The organism is Oceaniglobus trochenteri (genome assembly GCF_020529025.1).
Taxonomy (GTDB): domain Bacteria; phylum Pseudomonadota; class Alphaproteobacteria; order Rhodobacterales; family Rhodobacteraceae; genus Oceaniglobus; species Oceaniglobus trochenteri.
Window position 1 is genome coordinate 12,170 of sequence record NZ_JACNMM010000022.1, and the last position, 17,142, is coordinate 29,311.

The following is a 17,142-nucleotide window of genomic DNA, read 5'->3' on the forward strand; positions in this document are numbered from 1 at the left end:
CGGCCAGGACGATTTTGGCCTCGACTGTGGGTCGGCCGCGCGAATCCCCAACCTGGCGTGCGAATATATCCTTGATTTCCGTATCATGCGTCATGCTGGGTAAGTCCCAGCTCCCAATGGCTCTTCAGTTCGCCCAGCGATGCGACCGGATTAAAGATCAGCCCTGAGGTTGGCGCCCGCACAATCTCAGTGTCCCGCTGGCTGGTCAGGTGTTCGACCGGTGATTTTCCGTCTACCCGCGCCAGGGTCAGGCAAGGCAGCAGGACCGCCGTGCGTGCCTCGACCTGGCTGCGCAGCTCCCAAGTCGTGGCGCCGAGTTAGGCGTTCGCGGCCGCATCCAACGCGCCAACAGTTCGGCACGAGCGGCGCGCAGATGCAACGACTTCAGAAGCAGATGGTCGAGGTAAAATGCCAGGTCAAAACAGGGGGCGCCATACCGGGCGCATTCGACATTCAGGAACACTGGCCCCCGTGGCCTGACCAGGATGTTCTTGGGGCTGAAATCGCCAAGCACCAGCGCACGCTTGGTGTCGCTCACGCTGCGGCGTTGGCCCATGAGGGCACCCGACAGCGACGAATGCGCGCGGGCGGTTGCCTCCAGGTAAGGTTCAAGCCGAAGCGCATGAAAGGTCTCGTCGTGACTGAAACGGGCGGCAATATCCTCGCGGCCGGCGGTCGCGGCGTGAATGCGGGCGAGTGTCGTTCACACCAAGTCCGCAAACCCGCAATCCACGCGAACGTTCAGAAGCTCCTTTTTCCAGCCCGGGTGGTCGGCGGGGGCGAGGTACGACATGGCAAAGACGCCGCGTTCGGGATCGTGCGCGACGATCTCCGGCACGGCGTCCGGGGCGATGCGCCCGGCCTCGATCAACCAGTCGACTTCGCTTGCATTCCGAGAAACTGGTGCCTGCCACTCCTGGCTCACCCGCAATTGAGCAAGCGCCATTTTCACAACAAGAGCTTCACGATCCGAGGTCACCAGCCGGATGTCTGATGAGACGCCGCCGGTCAAAGGTCGGGCCGAAAAATCGGCGCCGACCAGGTCATGGGCCAATAGGAATTCCCAAATTGCGGGTTCGAGAAAGGCGCTGGTCACACTCGCCTCCCTGGTTGTCGTGCTTGGTGATCGCCAGCGGCTATGCGACTGCCGCCTTGGTGGCCCGCGTATAGGTCAGCCCCGCGATGACTCCGCGTAGCTCGGCCAGACCCTTGAGTCGTCCGATGCAGGAATAGCCCGGATTTACCGTCTTATGGATGTCATCAATCAGCAGGTGGCCATGATCGGGGCGCATCGCGATTTCGGATAGTACATGCCCGGTTTCGCAGCGGCGTTCCTCTTCGTGCAAGAGCGCGGCGATGGTGTCGACCATGTCGGTGCGCCCGTCCAGATGCTCGGATTCCATGAACGACCCGTCCGCGTCGCAGGTGACATTCCGCAGATGGGCGAAATGGATGCGATCCGCGAATTCGCGAGCGATGGCGGGGACGTCATTGTCGGGCCGCGTCGATAGCGAGCCAACGCAAAGCGTCAGGCCGTTGGCATCGCTGTCCACCGCGCCCATGATCGCACGCAGGTCCGCAGGCGTTGACACGACGCGCGGCAATCCGAACAGCGAAAACGGCGGATCGTCCGGATGTACCGCAAGGCGGGTGCCGGCCTCTTCGGCGACGGGTACGACCTCGCGCAGGAACTCGATCAGGTTTCCGCGCAGGTCGTCGTCGGAAATCTGGGAAAACTCGGCCAGCCGCGCACGGATGGTTTCCCGGGTGTAGCTATCCTCGCCACCGGGCAGGCCCGCGATGATCGTGCGTTCCAGCCTGGCTGTCGAATCGTCATCCAGCCCATCGAAAACCTTGCGCGCGGCGGCAAGGATCTCTGGGCTGTAGGCCTCGGCGGAGCCGTCACGCTCCAGAACGAACACGTCATAGGCGACGAAGGACGCCATGTCGAACCGAAGCGCCAGCCCCCCTGTCCGGGTCGGGTGTCGCAGATCGGTGCGCGTCCAGTCGACGACGGGCATGAAGTTGTAACACACGACCGGCACCCCGGCGCGGCCAACAGCGTCGAGCGATAGCTTCCACTGGTCGATATACTTGCGCCATTCCCCGGTGCGCAGCTTGATCGAGCTGTGCATCGGGATCGATTCGCACACCGTCCAATCAAAACCGGCGTGACGAATTGTTTCGGCGCGCTCGGCAATGTCGGCGGGTGACCAGGCGCGACCATCGTATTGTTCGTGCAATGCGGTGACGATGCCACGCGCTCCGGCCTGCCGGGCATCGGCAAGCGTCACCGGGTCGGACGGCCCGAACCAACGCCAAGATTCTATCATGAGTCTCTCCTATCGATGGGCGGGATAAGGATATATTGCCCCATAAATGTCAATTAAAAATGCGGAATGTGGCAGACTTTGGCGGATTTTGAGGTATGGACCAGCATATTGTCCCACATTAAACTTGCCATGATGGCGTGCGGTCGCTAGAAGAATGCTGGGAAGTCCGGGGAGGGGCGAATCAATGGCTGCAACGATGTCGGCGGTCGATCAGGTGGTTGGGCAGGTCCGCGATCTGATCCGCGACCGCTCGCTCAAGATCGGGGATGTGCTGCCGACCGAGGCGGAGCTTTCCGAGATGTTCGGCGCGGGTCGCAACACCGTCCGCGAGGCGGTTCGGACGCTCAAGGCCTACGGCATCCTGGAATCGCGGCAGAAGGTGGGCGCGGTCATTATTGATCAAAGCCACTCAGCCGCCGTGAAGCTGTTTTCCTACGCGCTGGATATTTCGACCGAGTCCTTCCGCGACATCCAAGGATATCGACGGCTGACCGAGATGCATCTGTTCGACGGCCTCATGAAGCACATGACAGAACAAGACTTCGAGGCGATGGAGCAAGCGAACAGCGAGATGGTAGCCGCCGCGGACGTGGTCGAGGCGTCCAGCTGGGATTACCGTTTTCACCAAAGCCTCGTGGATGCGGCCCGGAATAACACGTTGTCAGAGCTATACCGGATGATGCGCCCGGTGATCTGCCGCCTGATGGAAGTCGGCAAGGTGCAGCGCAGCGCCCGTGAGGGTGCCGCCTCTGAGCATGAGGATATTTTGAGCGCGTTGAGGGAGCGCAGTGCCATTGATTTTGCCTACCACATGAACCGGCATCTCGATGCGGGGCTGGTATTCCTTCCTGACGGTCCCACGACAAGCGAGCAAACTGCGAAGGAGGCGGAATGACCGAGTTTTCCGGCAAAAACATCATCGTGACCGGCACCACCGGCATCGGTGCAAGTTGCGCGCAAAGGTTCGCCCGGGCGGGCGGGCGCGTGGTGACCTTTGGTATCGACGAGGCCAGCATATCGCAGATGAATGCCCAAGCCGCGCAAGACGGGCTGTCGCTGCATGCAGCGAAGGTGGATGTCGCGGACCCGGCGCAGGTCGAGTCCGCCGTTGCGAATTTCGCGCAGGAGGTGGGGGGCATCGACATCGTGGTGAACTCTGCCGCGATCCACCCGTATGGTAACGCGCTCGACACCGATTTCGAGACGTTCACCAAGACTATGCAGGTAAATGTCGGCTCGATCATGCTGCTGGCCAAACATGCCGTCCCGCATATGCGCAAGCGTGGCGGCGGGGCGATCGTCAATCTGGCCAGCGTTCAGGGCTTCAACTGCCAGGCGGGTGTCGCGGCCTATGTAGCCAGCAAGGGGGCGATCCATGCGATCACCCGCGCCATGGCTGTCGATTTCGCGCCCGACAAGATCCGCGTCGTCTCGGTTAGCCCCGGTTCGGTCCGCACGCCGATCCTGGAACTCGCCGCGCAAACTCTTGGCGGTGAAGACACGGATGTCGAGGCGGTGTTCCGCCGATTTGGAGAGGCACATCCGATCGGCCGCATCGGAGAGCCCGAAGAGGTCGCAGACCTGGTGGCATTTCTGGCCTCTGACCGGGCCGGATTCATCAGCGGATCGGATCATCGGATCGATGGCGCGTTAACCGCCGGCGTCGGCGTACGATAGGGAACGACATGATGGAACCAACGATCACCGCGCAGGGATGTGACCGGCTAAAGGGCAAGCGCGCCTTTGTCAGCGCGGCAGCGCAGGGCATTGGCCGCGCGACGGCGTTGCGCCTCGCGGCAGAGGGCGCCGATGTCATCGCGTCGGATGTCAACGAGGAAAAGCTGAACGAGCTGAGCGGCCCGAGGATCACCTTGCGCCCGATGAACGCCGCCGACCCCGAGGCGGTAGCGGCGGAATTCGACGAGAGCGCCGGCGTGGATATCCTGGTGAATTGCGTCGGCTGGGTGCATCACGGTACGATTCTGGACTGCGGGCCGGAGGATTGGTCGCGGTCTTTCGCGCTGAATGTCGATCCGATGTTCCACGCGATCCGCGCCGCGCTTCCCAAGATGCGCGCGGCCGGATCGGGCAGCATCGTGAACATCGCCTCGGCCGCTTCGTCCATCAAGGGCTTTCCGAACCGATTTGCCTATGGCGCGTCCAAGGCGGCTGTCATCGGCCTGACCAAGGCCGTTGCCGCCGATTTCATCGCCGAGGGCATCCGCTGCAACGCGATCTGCCCCGGAACCGTCGCGTCGCCTTCGCTGAACGATCGGATCAACGCCTTTGACGACCCAGCTGCGGCGCGCTCGGCCTTTATCGCGCGTCAGCCCATGGGACGGCTGGGCACGCCCGAGGAAATCGCGGCCTGCGTGGCCTACCTGGCGGCAGATGAAAGCGCCTTCATGACCGGTGCGGCGATCCAGCTGGATGGCGGCGCGACCTACTGACGAACTGGAGTACCCGATGAAATACCTTCGATTTGGTCCAGAGAATGCGGAAAGGCCCGGGCTGCTGGATGCGGACGGAAACATTCGTGATCTGTCTGGCTTACTGGCTGACATCAATCCGCAGACCATCGGAAATCTGCCGCGGCCCGCAGATATGTCGGCGCTGCCGCTGGCACCCGCGGACAGCCGGATCGGGCCCTGCGTCGGCGGCAGCGGAAAGTTTGTCTGTATCGGCCTGAACTACGCCGATCATGCCGCAGAGACCGGCGCGCCGATCCCGGAAGAGCCGATCATATTCATGAAGACGGATACCGCGATCTGCGGTCCCAATGACGACATCTACATCCCGCCGGGATCAACAAAAACGGATTGGGAGGTCGAGCTGGGCATCATCATCGGCAAGACCGCACGCCATGTCTCCGAGGCGGACGCAACCGACTACATCGCCGGATACTGCTTGATCAACGACGTGTCCGAGCGTGAATACCAAGTCGAACGCGGCGGGCAGTGGGACAAGGGCAAGGGATATGACCGGTTCGGTCCCATCGGGCCGTGGCTGGTGACCCCCGACGAAATCGACGACGTCCGCGACCTGGCCATGTGGCTGGAAGTCGATGGCAAGCGCTACCAGGACGGCAACACCAAGACGATGATCTTCGGCGTCGAGGAGCTGGTCGCTTATGTAAGCCAGTTCATGACGCTGTCGCCCGGCGATGTGATCAGCACCGGAACCCCGCCGGGCGTGGGGCTGGGGCAGACGCCCCCGGTGTACCTCAAGGCCGGGCAGACCGTGCGGCTGGGCATTGAAGGCCTTGGCGAACAGACACAAAAGACCGTGCCATCGCCATACGGCAAGGCCGGATAAGGGCGCGTCCGATCCGGATCATCCGGTCGGACGTTGGACGTGCGTCGATATCGGCGCTGACAGGGGCAGTATGCGCATCTTCGCGATACTCCCCGCAAAAGGGAGAAGACCATGACGTTCAAATTCACTGCTGCTGCAACCGCAATCGCACTATTTGCGTCGGGCGCCGTCTGGGCCGACAGCAATATCATCTTTCGCTTCAACGATCCCGAATCCGAAGCCATGCGTGCTGCGCTGGACGAGTTCGAAGTGGAAAACCCGGATATCTCCGTTGAGCTGCAATCCTTCGCCTGGAGCGAGGCCCGCCAGCAATTCCTGCGCGAAGCCGCCGTCGGCGAAGGTCCGGACGTGGTTCATATTGCCTTTGTCTGGCCGCGCGACCTGGGAACCGCCGGTGCGCTCTACCCGTTGAACGAATTCTGGGAAGAGGCACCGCTTCAGGCAGGCTACGACGATTTCATCGCCAGCAACCTGGCTATCGGAGCCGACGGGGGCATCTACGGTGTTCCGTGGACGACGGACACTTGGGCGATGCTGTATCGCACCGACATCATGGAAGACGCCGGGATCACCGCGCCGGCAAAAAACTGGGACGAGCTGCGCGACATCAGCCGCACGATCCACGAGGAAACCGGCAAGATCGGCTTTGGCTTCCCTGCGGGCAGCGGCGTGCAAAGCACCATCTGGTTCCTTGCAAACTATTACTGGTGGTCGAACGGCAGCGCTTTGGTCAAGGCCGACGGCGACGGTTTCGACGTCGGTATCACCGAGGCGCAAATCGCCGAGGCGATGGAGTATTTCGACAGCTACATGAAAGAGGGCCACAACCCGCAATCCATGCTTGGCGTCACCGACTGGTACGATCCCGCCATTATCGAAGGCATGACCAACGGCGATCAGGGCGTCGCGATTGTTCCGCCGCAGCAGGCCCGCGAAATCATCGCCGCCTATGAAAAGCGGCACCCAGGCGAAGAAGCACCGTTCATCTCGGCTATGGTTCCGGCCGGTAGCGAAGCATCGAGCACCCATCTGGGCGGGCGCATGCTGGGTATCAACTCCAATAGTGACGAGCCCGAGGCCGCCTGGAAACTGATCGAGTTCCTGACCCGCCCCGAGATCATCGCCAAATACTATGGCAACCAGTTCCCGGCGCAGCAGACCCCGCTGGCGCAGATCGATTTTGGCGCCACGATGTCGGGTTTTGCCGAACAGCTGGCCGTTGCCCGTACCTGGGGCGCCTATTCCGACGGTCCGGCGCAGATCGGTTCGATGTGGAATGAAACCGGACGGATGTTTGGATCTGCCTTCATCGGTGAGCGCAGCTATGACGAAGCTGCCGAAGAGCTGCTGAACACCGTCAAAGACATGCTTGATAAGTGAGAACATCATGAATGTCGAAGCGCACGACCGCAGATTCATCGTGCTGATGCTGGCACCGATCTTTCTGTTCCTGGTATTTTTCTACGGCTACCCGACCGCGTTGAACCTGTACTACAGTCTCACCGATCTTAGCCTGCTGGGAATGAAGGAAGGCGGCACCTATGTCGGGCTTGAGCACTACGCCGACCTGCTGACCAGCAAGGATTTCTACCGCACACTTTGGAACACCCTCTTCTGGTTGACCGGGGTTTCGGTCGTCATCCGACTGGTCCTTGGCCTTGGCCTTGCATTACTGCTCAATTCCGCGACGCTGAAACGGTACCGGCTTACGACGATTTCGCGGCTCTTGCTGCTTGTACCCTGGGCCACGCCGCCAATCGTGGCGGTCGTGGTCTGGCGCTGGCTGCTCGATGGGCGGCAGGGGATGATCAACAAGTTCCTGATGAATATCGGGGTGATTGATGAGCCCGTTGCCTTTCTTGCGAATGTAAACACCGTGTGGCCGGCGTTGATTACCATCATCGTCTGGAATACCCTGCCGCTTGTCACGCTGACATTCCTTGCGGGGCTTCAGTCGGTGCCTGACGAGTTGCACGAAGCCGCCGAGATGGACGGCGCGGGTCCGATCCACAGGTTCTTCCACGTGACGTTGCCGCATCTGATGCCGTCGATTGTCATCATGGGGCTTCTGCTGGTGTTCTGGACCTTCAACAACTTCATCTACGTCTGGCTGGCGACAGGTGCGGGCCCGGGGTTGTTCACCAACGTCCTGGCGACCGACATCTACATCAAGGGCTTTGTCGATTTCCATCTTGGATACAGCTCTGCTGTCGGGATGGTCATGGCCGGGATCATGGCGATTTTCGGTGTGATCTATTTCCGGCTGGTCGCACTGCGCGAATTCAAAGACGTGCTCTGAGGGGAATGAAACATGGCTAGTGTCTTCACACGCAACAAGGAGGGTGGCGGGCATGCGATCCGCCGCAATCCCTATGCCACGGTCGCGCTACTGGTGCTGACCTTCCTGGTCTGGATTTTCCTGGTTTTCCCGGTGGTTTGGATCCTGATCGGCTCAGTGCGCACCAGCGAGACCCTTTTCTCGACCACCAGTTTCGACTTCACGCTGGATCATTACAAGACGATCTTTCGGGCGGGTTTCGGGCGGTTCATCGCGAACAGCCTCTTTGTCTGCCTCATCGCGGTGGTCATATCCACGGTGATCTCGGTGATGGCGTCCTACGTCTTCTCGCGCAAACGCTTTCGCGGGAAGAGGTGGCTGTTCGGCTCTGTCATCCTGGGCCAGATGTTCCCCTGGATCATCCTCGTGACTCCGCTGTTCGTGCTGTTCGCCAAGATCGGTTTCCTGAACAGTTATATCGGTCTGATCGCATCCTATGTCGCCATTTCGATCCCGTTTTCGGTGTATCTGCTGGTCGGCTACCTGGAAAGCGTCCCGCGCGAGCTGGACGAAGCGGCGACCATGGACGGCTGCACGCAGTTCCAGACGCTTTGGACCATCGTGTTCCCGGTCATGCTGCCGGGTGTGGTTGCGACCGCGACCTATTCCTTCCTGTTGATGTGGACCGAGTTCCTGTTTGCGTTGGCCTTCCTGACGCGCACCAACCTGAAGACAATGCCGCTTGGACTGGTGCAGTTCTTTGGCGAACAGAATGTAGATTGGGGTGCCGTCATGGCGGCGTCCGCTGTCACGACACTACCTGCCCTGATGATCTTCCTGCCGCTGCAAAGCAAGCTGGCGGGCGGTCTGACGGCGGGCGCTGTGAAAGGGTAAGATCATGGCAAAGCTTGAACTTCGAAACGTCACCAAGAAATACGGATCCTTCACGGCGCTGGACAACATCAACGTCGATATCGCACATCGCGAGTTCGTAGTTATCGTCGGCCCGTCGGGATGTGGCAAATCCACACTGTTGCGCTCGATTGCCGGACTTGAACAGATCTCGGCAGGTGAGATCGTCGTGGGCGAGCAGGCGGTTCACCGGGTTCCGGCTTCCAAGCGCGGCCTGGCAATGGTGTTCCAGAACTATGCGCTGTATCCGCACAAGACCGTGGCGCAGAACATGGGTTTCGCACTGAAGATCGCCGGCGTTCCCAAGGCCGAGATCGACCAGCGCGTGAATGAGGCCGCGCGCATCCTGCAGATCGAACCGCTGCTGGACCGCAAGCCCAAGGCCCTTTCAGGCGGTCAACGCCAGCGGGTTGCCATGGGGCGGGCCATCGTGCGCGAGCCCAAGGTTTTCCTGTTCGACGAGCCGCTGTCCAACCTCGACGCCGCGCTTCGGGTCGATATGCGGGTAGAACTGGCCAAGCTGCACAATACGCTCGATGCCACCATGATCTACGTGACCCACGATCAGACCGAAGCCATGACCATGGCTGACAAGATCGTGGTGCTGCGCGCGGGACGGATCGAACAGGTTGGGGCGCCGATGGAATTGTATCACTACCCGGCCAGCGCCTTCGTGGCCGGGTTCATCGGCTCGCCGCGGATGAATATCGTCCCCGCGACCGTCGAGGCGGTGTCGGATTCGGCCGTGACCGTCAAATTGCGCGATGGCACCATGATCGACGTACCAGTAGAGGCAGGCCAGACGCGCAAGGGCGACGGGGTGTCGTTCGGGGTCCGTCCCGAGCACCTGGCGCTGGATACGACCGGCACGTCTTCGGCCTTTGAGATCACGGTACAAGTCGTCGAGCCGCTTGGAGGCGAGACGATCCTGTTCGGCAACACCTCGACCGGCGAGACCATTGTCGTGAAGACACCGGGCGAGGTCGCCGTCACCATCGGCGACAAGGTCAAGGTCGCGCCTAGCCAACCCATGTGCCACATCTTCGATTCCGATGAAAACGCCCTGAAACAGCGTGCGCGCGGCCTGAACGGCAGAAAGGTTCAATAGGTGACATCATGAAGGCTGTTTTCCTTCTGTTCGACTCGCTCAATCGCCGCTCGCTCGGCGCCTATGGCGGGACAAGTGTGCCAACGCCAAACTTCGACCGCCTGACCCGGCGTGCGGTCACATTCGACACACATTATGTCGGCAGCCTGCCCTGCATGCCCGCCCGCCGGGACATGCATACCGGGCGGCTTAGCTTCCTGCACCGGACTTGGGGGCCGCTGGAGCCATTCGACAATTCCTTCCCGGAAATCCTGGGCCGGAATGGCGTCTACAGCCACTTTGTCACCGATCATTACCACTATTGGGAAGACGGCGGTGCGACCTATCACAACCGCTACAACACCTATGAATTTATCCGCGGGCAGGAACGAGACCCGTGGAAGGCCAAGATCGATGCCCCCTGGGCGCGTCTGCGGGACAAGTACCATCGGGCGCAATTCGACGACAAGCCGCGCAGCCTGTTCCACAACCACATCGTCAACCGGGAATACATCCGCGAGGAAAAGGACTTTCCTTCCGTACAATGCGTGGATGCCGGGCTGGCGTTTCTGGACGAGAACCGTACGGCGGAGGATTGGCTGCTGCAGATCGAAACCTTCGACCCGCACGAGCCGTTCCACGCTCCGGACAAATACCGCGAGGGGTTTCCAACCGATTACGATGGCCCGATCCGCGACTGGCCGCCCTATGAACGTGTGACGGAAGGCCCCAACGAAAGCGAAGAGTTGCGGGCGAATTACAACGCGATGATCGCATTCTGCGATGCACAGCTGGGTCGGGTCCTGGACTATTTCGACCAGCACGACATGTGGTCCGACACCGCCCTGATCCTGACGACGGATCATGGCTATCTTCTGGGCGAACATGGCTGGTGGGCCAAGCACCGGATGCCTGTCTATGAAGAAATTGCGCGGGTTCCGTTGTTTATCTATCATCCCACACATGCGGATCAGGGCGGGACCCGACGCAAATCCCTGACGCAAACCATCGACCTAATGCCAACCATCCTCGAGATGTTCGGGCAGACGCCGCCGCCCGAGGTCGAGGGCCACTCACTGTTACCGATGCTGAGCAAGGACGAACCTGTGCGACAAGCCGCCTTGTTCGGAACCTTCGGAGCGGCCACGAATATCACCGACGGGCGCTACACCTATTTCCGCTATCCGGATCCGATGCGCGAAAGCGACCTGTTCGAGTACACGCTGATGCCGACGCGCATCGCTTCGCTGTTCGATCCCACCGACCTTGCGGATGTTACCCTGTCGGAACCGTTCAGCTTTACCAAGGGCACGCGGTTGCTGAAAATACCCGGCACCGAGAAACAGCCCTTGCTGCGCGGGATGGGGCAGGATTGCTACCAGGACACGGGTACTGTTCTGTTTGATCTGCAGACCGATCCGGGCCAGGTGGCGCCGCTCGTCGACGCGCCTGAGGTCGTTGCGGTGCTGTCGGACCAGATGACAAGCCTGATGCGCGCCAACGACGCCCCGCCCGAAGCGTTTGCAAGACTTGGATTGTGAAGCGGAATCGGCAAGGAATGTAAGCTTACTTATTCTTGAACTGAATCCAAGCGTGGCGAAACCTTAGGCCCCATGATCGCAGTGTGAGCCTGACTGGGCCAGTGACCTCTCCTGCGGCATTCTCCGTTCGAGGGTTTGAATAGCCCCGCGTATCGTGGACGCCTTCTTCGCTAATTTTGAGGCAAGGAGGCCATGATGAGCAGCAGCAAGTTCAGCGATGAGTTCAAGCGGGACGCGGTCGCGCAGATCACTGAACGGGGCTAACCGCCGCCCTCACCAGGCGCTTGCCATGCGCACGCCTGCCGAGGCATTCAGATTAGCGGCTTAACCTGAGCAGATTCCGCTGGGTCAATACACCCCGGACCGGGCCTGGGTGACCGACATCACCTACATCCGGACGCTGGAGGGCTTCGCTTACCTCGCCGTGGTCATCGACCTCTACTCCCGCCGTGTGGTCGGCTGGTCGATGCAAAGCCGCCAGACGACCGACGTCGTATTGCTGGCCCTGCACATGGCCGTCTGGCGCCGAAAGCCGAAGGTCAGGGTGCTGATCCACTCGGACCAGGGCAGCCAGTTCACCAGCATGGATTGGGCCGCATTCCTGAGAGCCCACAATCTTGAACATTCGATGAGCCGCCGCGGGAACTGTCACGACAACGCCGTCGCAGAGAGCTTCTTCAACCTGCTCAAGCGCGAGCGGATCAGGCGCCGGGCCTACAGAACCCGCGAGGAAGCACGGCGAGACGTGTTCGATTACATCGAGATGTTCTACAACCCCAAGCGCAAGCACGCGAGGAACGGGATGCTGTCGCCCGTCGAGTTCGAACGGCAGCGGAAACTGAGAGCCGAAGGCGTCTAAGAAACGCGGGGCTATTCAGATATCCGCCGGCACTCCAGTTATAGTAGGTCGCATGGCTGATCCCAGCCTTCCGGCAGATCTCAGCCACCGGTGTGCCTTCCTTGCCCTGCTTGAGAATGAACTCCTTCTAAGCATCCGAAAACTTCGATGCCTTTCATGTGAGTCCGCTCCTCTCCCAGTTTGGAAACCACTGTGGAAGGCTCCAACTGCAAACGGTCCAGTTTGCGGGGATCAGACCACCTGACCACATCTACGAACGTCTGTGCGCCCCGAGCGAAAGATGTGAATGGCCTTGGCTTTGTGCATTCCGGTGACTACCTGAAGAAAAACGGAGGCCATCATGCAGCAATTCTCGCTTCTCGATCTTTCGCCAATCGTCGAAGGGGAAACCGCGGCAGATGCCCTTGCGAATACGGTTGACCTTGCACGCTCGGCCGAGAGGGCCGGATATCACCGCTATTGGCTGGCCGAACATCATAACATGCCCGGCATTGCCAGTGCGGCGACGGCTGTCGTGATCGGTCATGTGGCCGCTGCGACCAATTCCATGCGTATTGGCGCAGGGGGGATCATGCTGCCAAACCACGCGCCACTTGTCATTGCCGAACAATTCGGAACGCTTGCGACGCTTCATGCCGGGCGGATCGATCTGGGACTGGGCCGAGCGCCGGGTACCGATATGGCAACCGCACGGGCGCTTCGCCGTCACATGGCGCCGGAGGACAGCTTCCCCCAGGACGTGCAGGAGTTGATCGGCTATTTCGAAGCCTCGCCAGAGGGGAAATCCGTTCGCGCCATCCCGGGTGAGGGCACGCATGTCCCGGTCTGGATCCTGGGTTCCAGCCTCTACGGTGCGCAACTGGCGGCATATTTGGGTCTTCCCTATGCATTTGCCTCGCATTTCGCCCCGGCGCTGCTGGATGAGGCGCTTTCGATCTATCGCAACACTTTTCGACCGTCCGACCACCTCGCAAAACCACACGTGATGATTGCCGCCGGGGTCTGCGCTGCGGACACGGATAGGGAGGCAAACTTTCTACGCTCTTCCCAACTCCTCGCATTTGCACGACTTAGAACCGGCAAGCCGGGCAAACTTCCATACCCCACCCATGACATCGATCTGGAAGTCCCGGCGCCCGTTCTGGCGCAGGTAGAGCAAGCCCTGTCCTGTTCGGCCACCGGTTCGCCTGCAACGGTAAAGGAAGGCCTCGCCTCTCTCATCAAGACCTATCGACCGGACGAACTGATGGTGACCGGGATGATCCACGATCATGCAGCGCGGGTGAGGTCGTTCGAAATCGCGGCCGATGCCTTGAACGAGTTGCGGGAAGCGCCAGCGAATGCGTAGGCGCAGACGGCCCTTACCTGCCTTTGGAGGGTGAACCTGTTGCCGCAATGCGGCTTCACCAGACCTGCCGTTCGCACATCGCGCAGCATTCTCGACGAGCGAACGGATGGTCAGCGGACGAAGTTGCCGTTCGCCATCTCCGAATGAAGGACCGCTTCAGCGGCGCTCTTCCTACCGCGAAGCGGTTCTGCTATTAGATTTGCATGAAGAAATACGGACGTACATTCCACTTGCCTACCTCGCCGGGTGTTGGGAGTGATGACAAGATCATTCAAGACCTTACCTATCTACAGGGTACCGATGAAGTCGTGTTCACCGAAAAGATGGACGGCGAGAACACGACAATCTTCGCGGGCGGTTGCCATGCCCGAAGCCCTGACAGCGGATACCACGCATCCCGCGATTGGATGAAGGCGTTTGCGGCTGGAATTTCGCCAAGTCTTTCCGGCGATGAGCGGATTGTAGGAGAATACTTGTTTGCAAAGCATTCAGTGGCTTATGACGATTTACCGTCTTATTTCCTCGGCTTTGCTTGGATCGTAGATAACGAAGTCCAAGGCTGGGATGAAACATTAGGCCGCTTTGAGGAATTGGGCGTGAAGCCTGTCCCTGCACTTCAACGAGGTCGGTTCGATGACGTTGCAATACGGTCGGTGCTCGACCTCTTAGACCTTGAGAACCAAGAAGGCTTTGTTGTGAGGCCTGTTTCATCATTTTTTGAAAACGACATGGCCACACATGTCGCGAAATATGTCCGTGAGGGGCACGTCCAAAGCGACACCCATTGGACGAAGGCCGAGATAGTAAAAAACGGCCTCCGCCGGGACAGCTGACATTCGCCGCTCTGCAACAAGTTGGGAGGTTTGGGCTCAGAGCCGACCTCGGATGCAACGCAGCATCATGTGATATGAAGTCTTGTCAACGTCGGGTTGTCGATTTGGGAGGGCATGGTGGATCGGAGTATCAGTCATGCAAACACCAAACTTACCCGCCATTCGCGCGCTTCGCCCGGCCTGGAACAAGGGCCGGATCGTCGGTCAGAAACGACCACTCAAACCCAAACATGCCTAGGCGATCCGCGTTCGGCTTGAACTGGCCGAGAACCACCGGGATCTGGCACTCTTCAATCTGGCTATCGACAGCAAGCTGCGCGGTTGTGATCTTGTTAAGATAAAAGTCGTCGATGTGATGGCGTCCGGTCAGATCAAGGAATGCGCTTCCGTTCTGCAAAGCAAGACGCAGAATCCTGGTAAGCGCCCGATAGTTACCGCAGTGGCATGTCCTTGACGCGTGCGATGATGTCTGGATCGCCGACAAAGTCCTCGAGGAAGTCTTGCCATTTCTCGGTCGATATCCGGGCAGTCCCGAGCATGTCGCGAAGTTCGCCGATGCCGTCGTCCGTGAGGGCAGTCTGGTAGGTTTCGTGTGCTGGTCGACATCCGGCCGAAGTATGCCTGCCGTACCTGCTCGGATGGGCTCACCCAGGCGGTCGCCGCGCCTTGGCTGATCGAGGGCGGGCTGGCGACCGAGGGTGCCATCGCCCATGTGCTGGTGTCCAAGTTCGCGGACCACCTGCCGTTTTACCGGCAAAGCCAGATCCTTGCCCGCTCCGGCATCCAAGTCGATCGCAGCACCCTGTGGGTCGGCATCATCACGAGGACGTCCCGAGCGCATGCACGATCTCGGCAATCCGCACTGCCAAGGTGTCGGCGGTAAGTGCGATCGTCTCGTCACCGAAGGCGAGGCGCAGGCTGTCGTCGAACTGCCTCGAGGGCTGCGGCGCCTACGGGGGCTGCGGCTCGCACAGGACGAGCGGGGCGAAGGCCGTGGGCTCATCCGACATCTCGGCGGAGGGCAGGACCAGCTTCCACTGCTTCGCCAGGCATCGCCACGCCGACAACTGGTTCGGCTTCACCCCATACCGCGCCGCCACGGCGTTGATCGTTGCTCTCCAAAGACGGTCGCCCATTCACTGAAGCTCAAGTTCGTGGTGATGACGACACTGGTGCGCTCGTAGAGTTTGCTCAGCAGATGGAAGAGCCGCGCGCCACCTGATGCACTGAACGGCAGGTACCTCCCCTTCGAGCCCGATGCTGCCCACCTGTTCTTTCAACTGGTCAGCCGCCGCTATGAACGCGGTGCCCTGCTGGTGACCTCGAACCGGGCAGGGGGCGCATGAGGCACCGTCTTCGGCGACCCCGTAGTTGCCACCGTGATCCTCGACCGGATGCTGCACCACAAGCCATGTCGTCACCATCCGCCGCAAGGCAACACAAATGTTCAGCCCAGAATGAAGGGGGGCAGTTCTTCGTGACGCCCAGGGGTCAGTTGGTGATGTCGTTTGACAGTGACACTCCTTGTCCTTGTCCTGAAAGGGGCGGCTGGCATTCCCGCCTGAATGTCAGGATCACCGCTGATTGTTCAGGCGCTGTAGAGCCTTAGCTGATGTTGTCGGCAAACCAGTGCTCAAGCCTGTCGAAAACGACCTTTGAGCCATTGTGTTTTGCCGACCACTGGAACGACTCGGGTCTGGACCGGCCCCACTCATCCATAACTGCGTGTGCCGACAAACCGTCCTCGCAAAGACAGTGCCCTCGGCAATATTGCCCGCTGCGGCCCTTGTCGCAACGCATGTTCTGTCTATGACGCGAGACTGATCGTGACCCTAATCGGCGGCGGAAATGCCGTAGTCGAGGCCCTGCGCCATCATGGGAATGGTCGGGCGCTGCAGGCCTTGCGTCAGGCGGGGCACTTCGGCCGAGGTAAAGATCACCATCTCCTGCAGCGAATTCTGGCCGTCGCGGTTGCCGGTGTCGCTGTCCGCCATACCGCGTAGCGCGTCCAGCAAGGCAGCGGTGAAGGCCCCGTGGCCACCACCAAAGCTAGAATCCTCATAGGCCAGCCCCGACCCCGAGGAGGACGAAAAGACAATCGCGCCGGTGCCGTCCGACAGTTTTTGAACCGCATCTTCCGAGACGACACGACCGGCGGTGCCCGAATGGCAGATATCGATCAGAAGAAGGGCGCTTTGATTGAGCGGGCGTGTCTCGAGGAAGGAACGGAAGCGTTCCACGTTCATCCCGGTATACGGCCGCGCCAGATCGGCATCATGGGTGACGAAGTAGAGGTTCTGGTCATTGTCGGTCACTCCGTGGCCGGCGATGAAGACAATGACCACGTCATCGGGTTCCGACCGGGACAGGAATTCGTTCATTTCGACCCGCACATCGCGTTCGGTGGCTCCCTCATTGGTCAGCACCCTGGTATGCACCTCCGAGAACAGGCCGTGACTTTGCTTCTCCAGGAGTTCAGCCAGCGCTGTCGCATCCTTCGCGGCAAATTCCAGATTCTGGGAGGCGTTTTCATATTGCGACACGCCGACTCCGAAGAACCAGAGCGCATTCTTGGCCGTTTTTGTCTTGTCGCGCGTTATTTCCTGCTGAACATCAATCCTCGCAGTCGAAACCGC

Annotated in this window: 15 protein-coding genes and 5 pseudogenes; 14 read left to right on the plus strand and 6 right to left on the minus strand. The window is 60.3% G+C overall.

Going from position 1 to position 17,142, the window contains the following annotated elements; translation table 11 throughout:
• Positions 1 to 247 precede the first annotated feature (247 nt).
• Genes H7828_RS23035 through uxuA form a run of 3 tightly spaced genes read right to left on the minus strand, consistent with a single transcriptional unit; the run spans position 248 to position 2,333 of the window.
• The gene (locus tag H7828_RS23035; protein ID WP_226783250.1) at positions 248 to 688 is read right to left on the minus strand and encodes a phosphotransferase; all 441 of its coding nucleotides are present in this window, start codon (positions 686 to 688) and stop codon (positions 248 to 250) included.
• 15 nt (positions 689 to 703) lie between these two features.
• On the minus strand, positions 704 to 1,096 hold the full coding sequence (locus tag H7828_RS22070) for a hypothetical protein (protein ID WP_226783236.1): 393 nt from the start codon (positions 1,094 to 1,096) through the stop codon (positions 704 to 706).
• A 40-nt stretch (positions 1,097 to 1,136) separates the two neighbouring features.
• Positions 1,137 to 2,333, minus strand: a complete 1,197-nt coding sequence (gene uxuA / locus H7828_RS22075; RefSeq protein WP_226783237.1) for a mannonate dehydratase — start codon at positions 2,331 to 2,333, stop codon at positions 1,137 to 1,139.
• Positions 2,334 to 2,517: 184 nt separating this feature from the next.
• Between uxuA and H7828_RS22080 the strand changes: the two genes are divergently transcribed.
• The 10 genes and pseudogenes from H7828_RS22080 to H7828_RS22125 form a co-directional block, all read left to right on the plus strand.
• The gene (locus tag H7828_RS22080; RefSeq protein ID WP_226783238.1) at positions 2,518 to 3,228 is read left to right on the plus strand and encodes a FadR/GntR family transcriptional regulator; all 711 of its coding nucleotides are present in this window, start codon (positions 2,518 to 2,520) and stop codon (positions 3,226 to 3,228) included.
• Positions 3,225 to 4,010: an SDR family NAD(P)-dependent oxidoreductase gene (locus tag H7828_RS22085; protein ID WP_226783239.1), complete on the plus strand. Its 786-nt coding sequence runs from the start codon at positions 3,225 to 3,227 to the stop codon at positions 4,008 to 4,010. Before H7828_RS22080 ends, H7828_RS22085 begins: the two co-directional genes overlap by 4 nt.
• 8 nt (positions 4,011 to 4,018) lie before the next feature.
• The gene (locus H7828_RS22090) at positions 4,019 to 4,783 is read left to right on the plus strand and encodes an SDR family oxidoreductase (protein ID WP_226783240.1); all 765 of its coding nucleotides are present in this window, start codon (positions 4,019 to 4,021) and stop codon (positions 4,781 to 4,783) included.
• Positions 4,784 to 4,799: 16 nt separating this feature from the next.
• Complete coding sequence (locus tag H7828_RS22095; RefSeq protein WP_226783241.1) at positions 4,800 to 5,648, plus strand: fumarylacetoacetate hydrolase family protein; 849 nt, start codon at positions 4,800 to 4,802, stop codon at positions 5,646 to 5,648.
• Positions 5,649 to 5,759: 111 nt separating this feature from the next.
• Complete coding sequence (locus H7828_RS22100) at positions 5,760 to 7,028, plus strand: ABC transporter substrate-binding protein (protein ID WP_226783242.1); 1,269 nt, start codon at positions 5,760 to 5,762, stop codon at positions 7,026 to 7,028.
• A 7-nt stretch (positions 7,029 to 7,035) separates the two neighbouring features.
• The gene (locus tag H7828_RS22105; protein WP_226783243.1) at positions 7,036 to 7,947 is read left to right on the plus strand and encodes a carbohydrate ABC transporter permease; all 912 of its coding nucleotides are present in this window, start codon (positions 7,036 to 7,038) and stop codon (positions 7,945 to 7,947) included.
• A gap of 12 nt (positions 7,948 to 7,959) precedes the next feature.
• A complete protein-coding gene (locus tag H7828_RS22110) occupies positions 7,960 to 8,820 on the plus strand; it encodes a carbohydrate ABC transporter permease (RefSeq protein WP_226783244.1) in 861 nt (286 codons plus the stop codon).
• A 4-nt stretch (positions 8,821 to 8,824) separates the two neighbouring features.
• On the plus strand, positions 8,825 to 9,946 hold the full coding sequence (locus tag H7828_RS22115) for an ABC transporter ATP-binding protein (RefSeq protein ID WP_226783245.1): 1,122 nt from the start codon (positions 8,825 to 8,827) through the stop codon (positions 9,944 to 9,946).
• A gap of 8 nt (positions 9,947 to 9,954) precedes the next feature.
• Positions 9,955 to 11,466, plus strand: a complete 1,512-nt coding sequence (locus tag H7828_RS22120; protein ID WP_226783246.1) for a sulfatase — start codon at positions 9,955 to 9,957, stop codon at positions 11,464 to 11,466.
• A 358-nt stretch (positions 11,467 to 11,824) separates the two neighbouring features.
• A pseudogene (locus H7828_RS22125) lies at positions 11,825 to 12,325 on the plus strand (IS3 family transposase); the annotation flags it as partial.
• A 33-nt stretch (positions 12,326 to 12,358) separates the two neighbouring features.
• Here the strand turns inward: H7828_RS22125 and H7828_RS22130 are convergent.
• Positions 12,359 to 12,443 (minus strand): annotated as a pseudogene (locus H7828_RS22130) (transposase); the annotation flags it as partial.
• Between the two features lie 222 nt (positions 12,444 to 12,665).
• On the opposite strand from H7828_RS22130, the gene H7828_RS22135 reads away from it, so the two are divergent.
• The 4 genes and pseudogenes from H7828_RS22135 to H7828_RS22150 form a co-directional block, all read left to right on the plus strand.
• The gene (locus H7828_RS22135) at positions 12,666 to 13,673 is read left to right on the plus strand and encodes an LLM class flavin-dependent oxidoreductase (protein ID WP_226783247.1); all 1,008 of its coding nucleotides are present in this window, start codon (positions 12,666 to 12,668) and stop codon (positions 13,671 to 13,673) included.
• Positions 13,674 to 13,876: 203 nt separating this feature from the next.
• The gene (locus H7828_RS22140) at positions 13,877 to 14,506 is read left to right on the plus strand and encodes an RNA ligase family protein (protein WP_226783248.1); all 630 of its coding nucleotides are present in this window, start codon (positions 13,877 to 13,879) and stop codon (positions 14,504 to 14,506) included.
• A 136-nt stretch (positions 14,507 to 14,642) separates the two neighbouring features.
• Positions 14,643 to 14,921, plus strand: a pseudogene (locus H7828_RS22145) (integrase); the annotation flags it as partial.
• A 168-nt stretch (positions 14,922 to 15,089) separates the two neighbouring features.
• Positions 15,090 to 15,320: pseudogene (locus tag H7828_RS22150) on the plus strand (IS66 family transposase); the annotation flags it as partial.
• 288 nt (positions 15,321 to 15,608) lie between these two features.
• Here the strand turns inward: H7828_RS22150 and H7828_RS22155 are convergent.
• Together H7828_RS22155 and H7828_RS22165 are read right to left on the minus strand one after the other, a co-directional pair.
• Positions 15,609 to 15,746 (minus strand): annotated as a pseudogene (locus H7828_RS22155) (ATP-binding protein); the annotation flags it as partial.
• A 592-nt stretch (positions 15,747 to 16,338) separates the two neighbouring features.
• On the minus strand, positions 16,339 to 17,142 hold an 804-nt coding region (locus tag H7828_RS22165), incomplete at its 5' end, for a caspase family protein (RefSeq protein ID WP_226783249.1).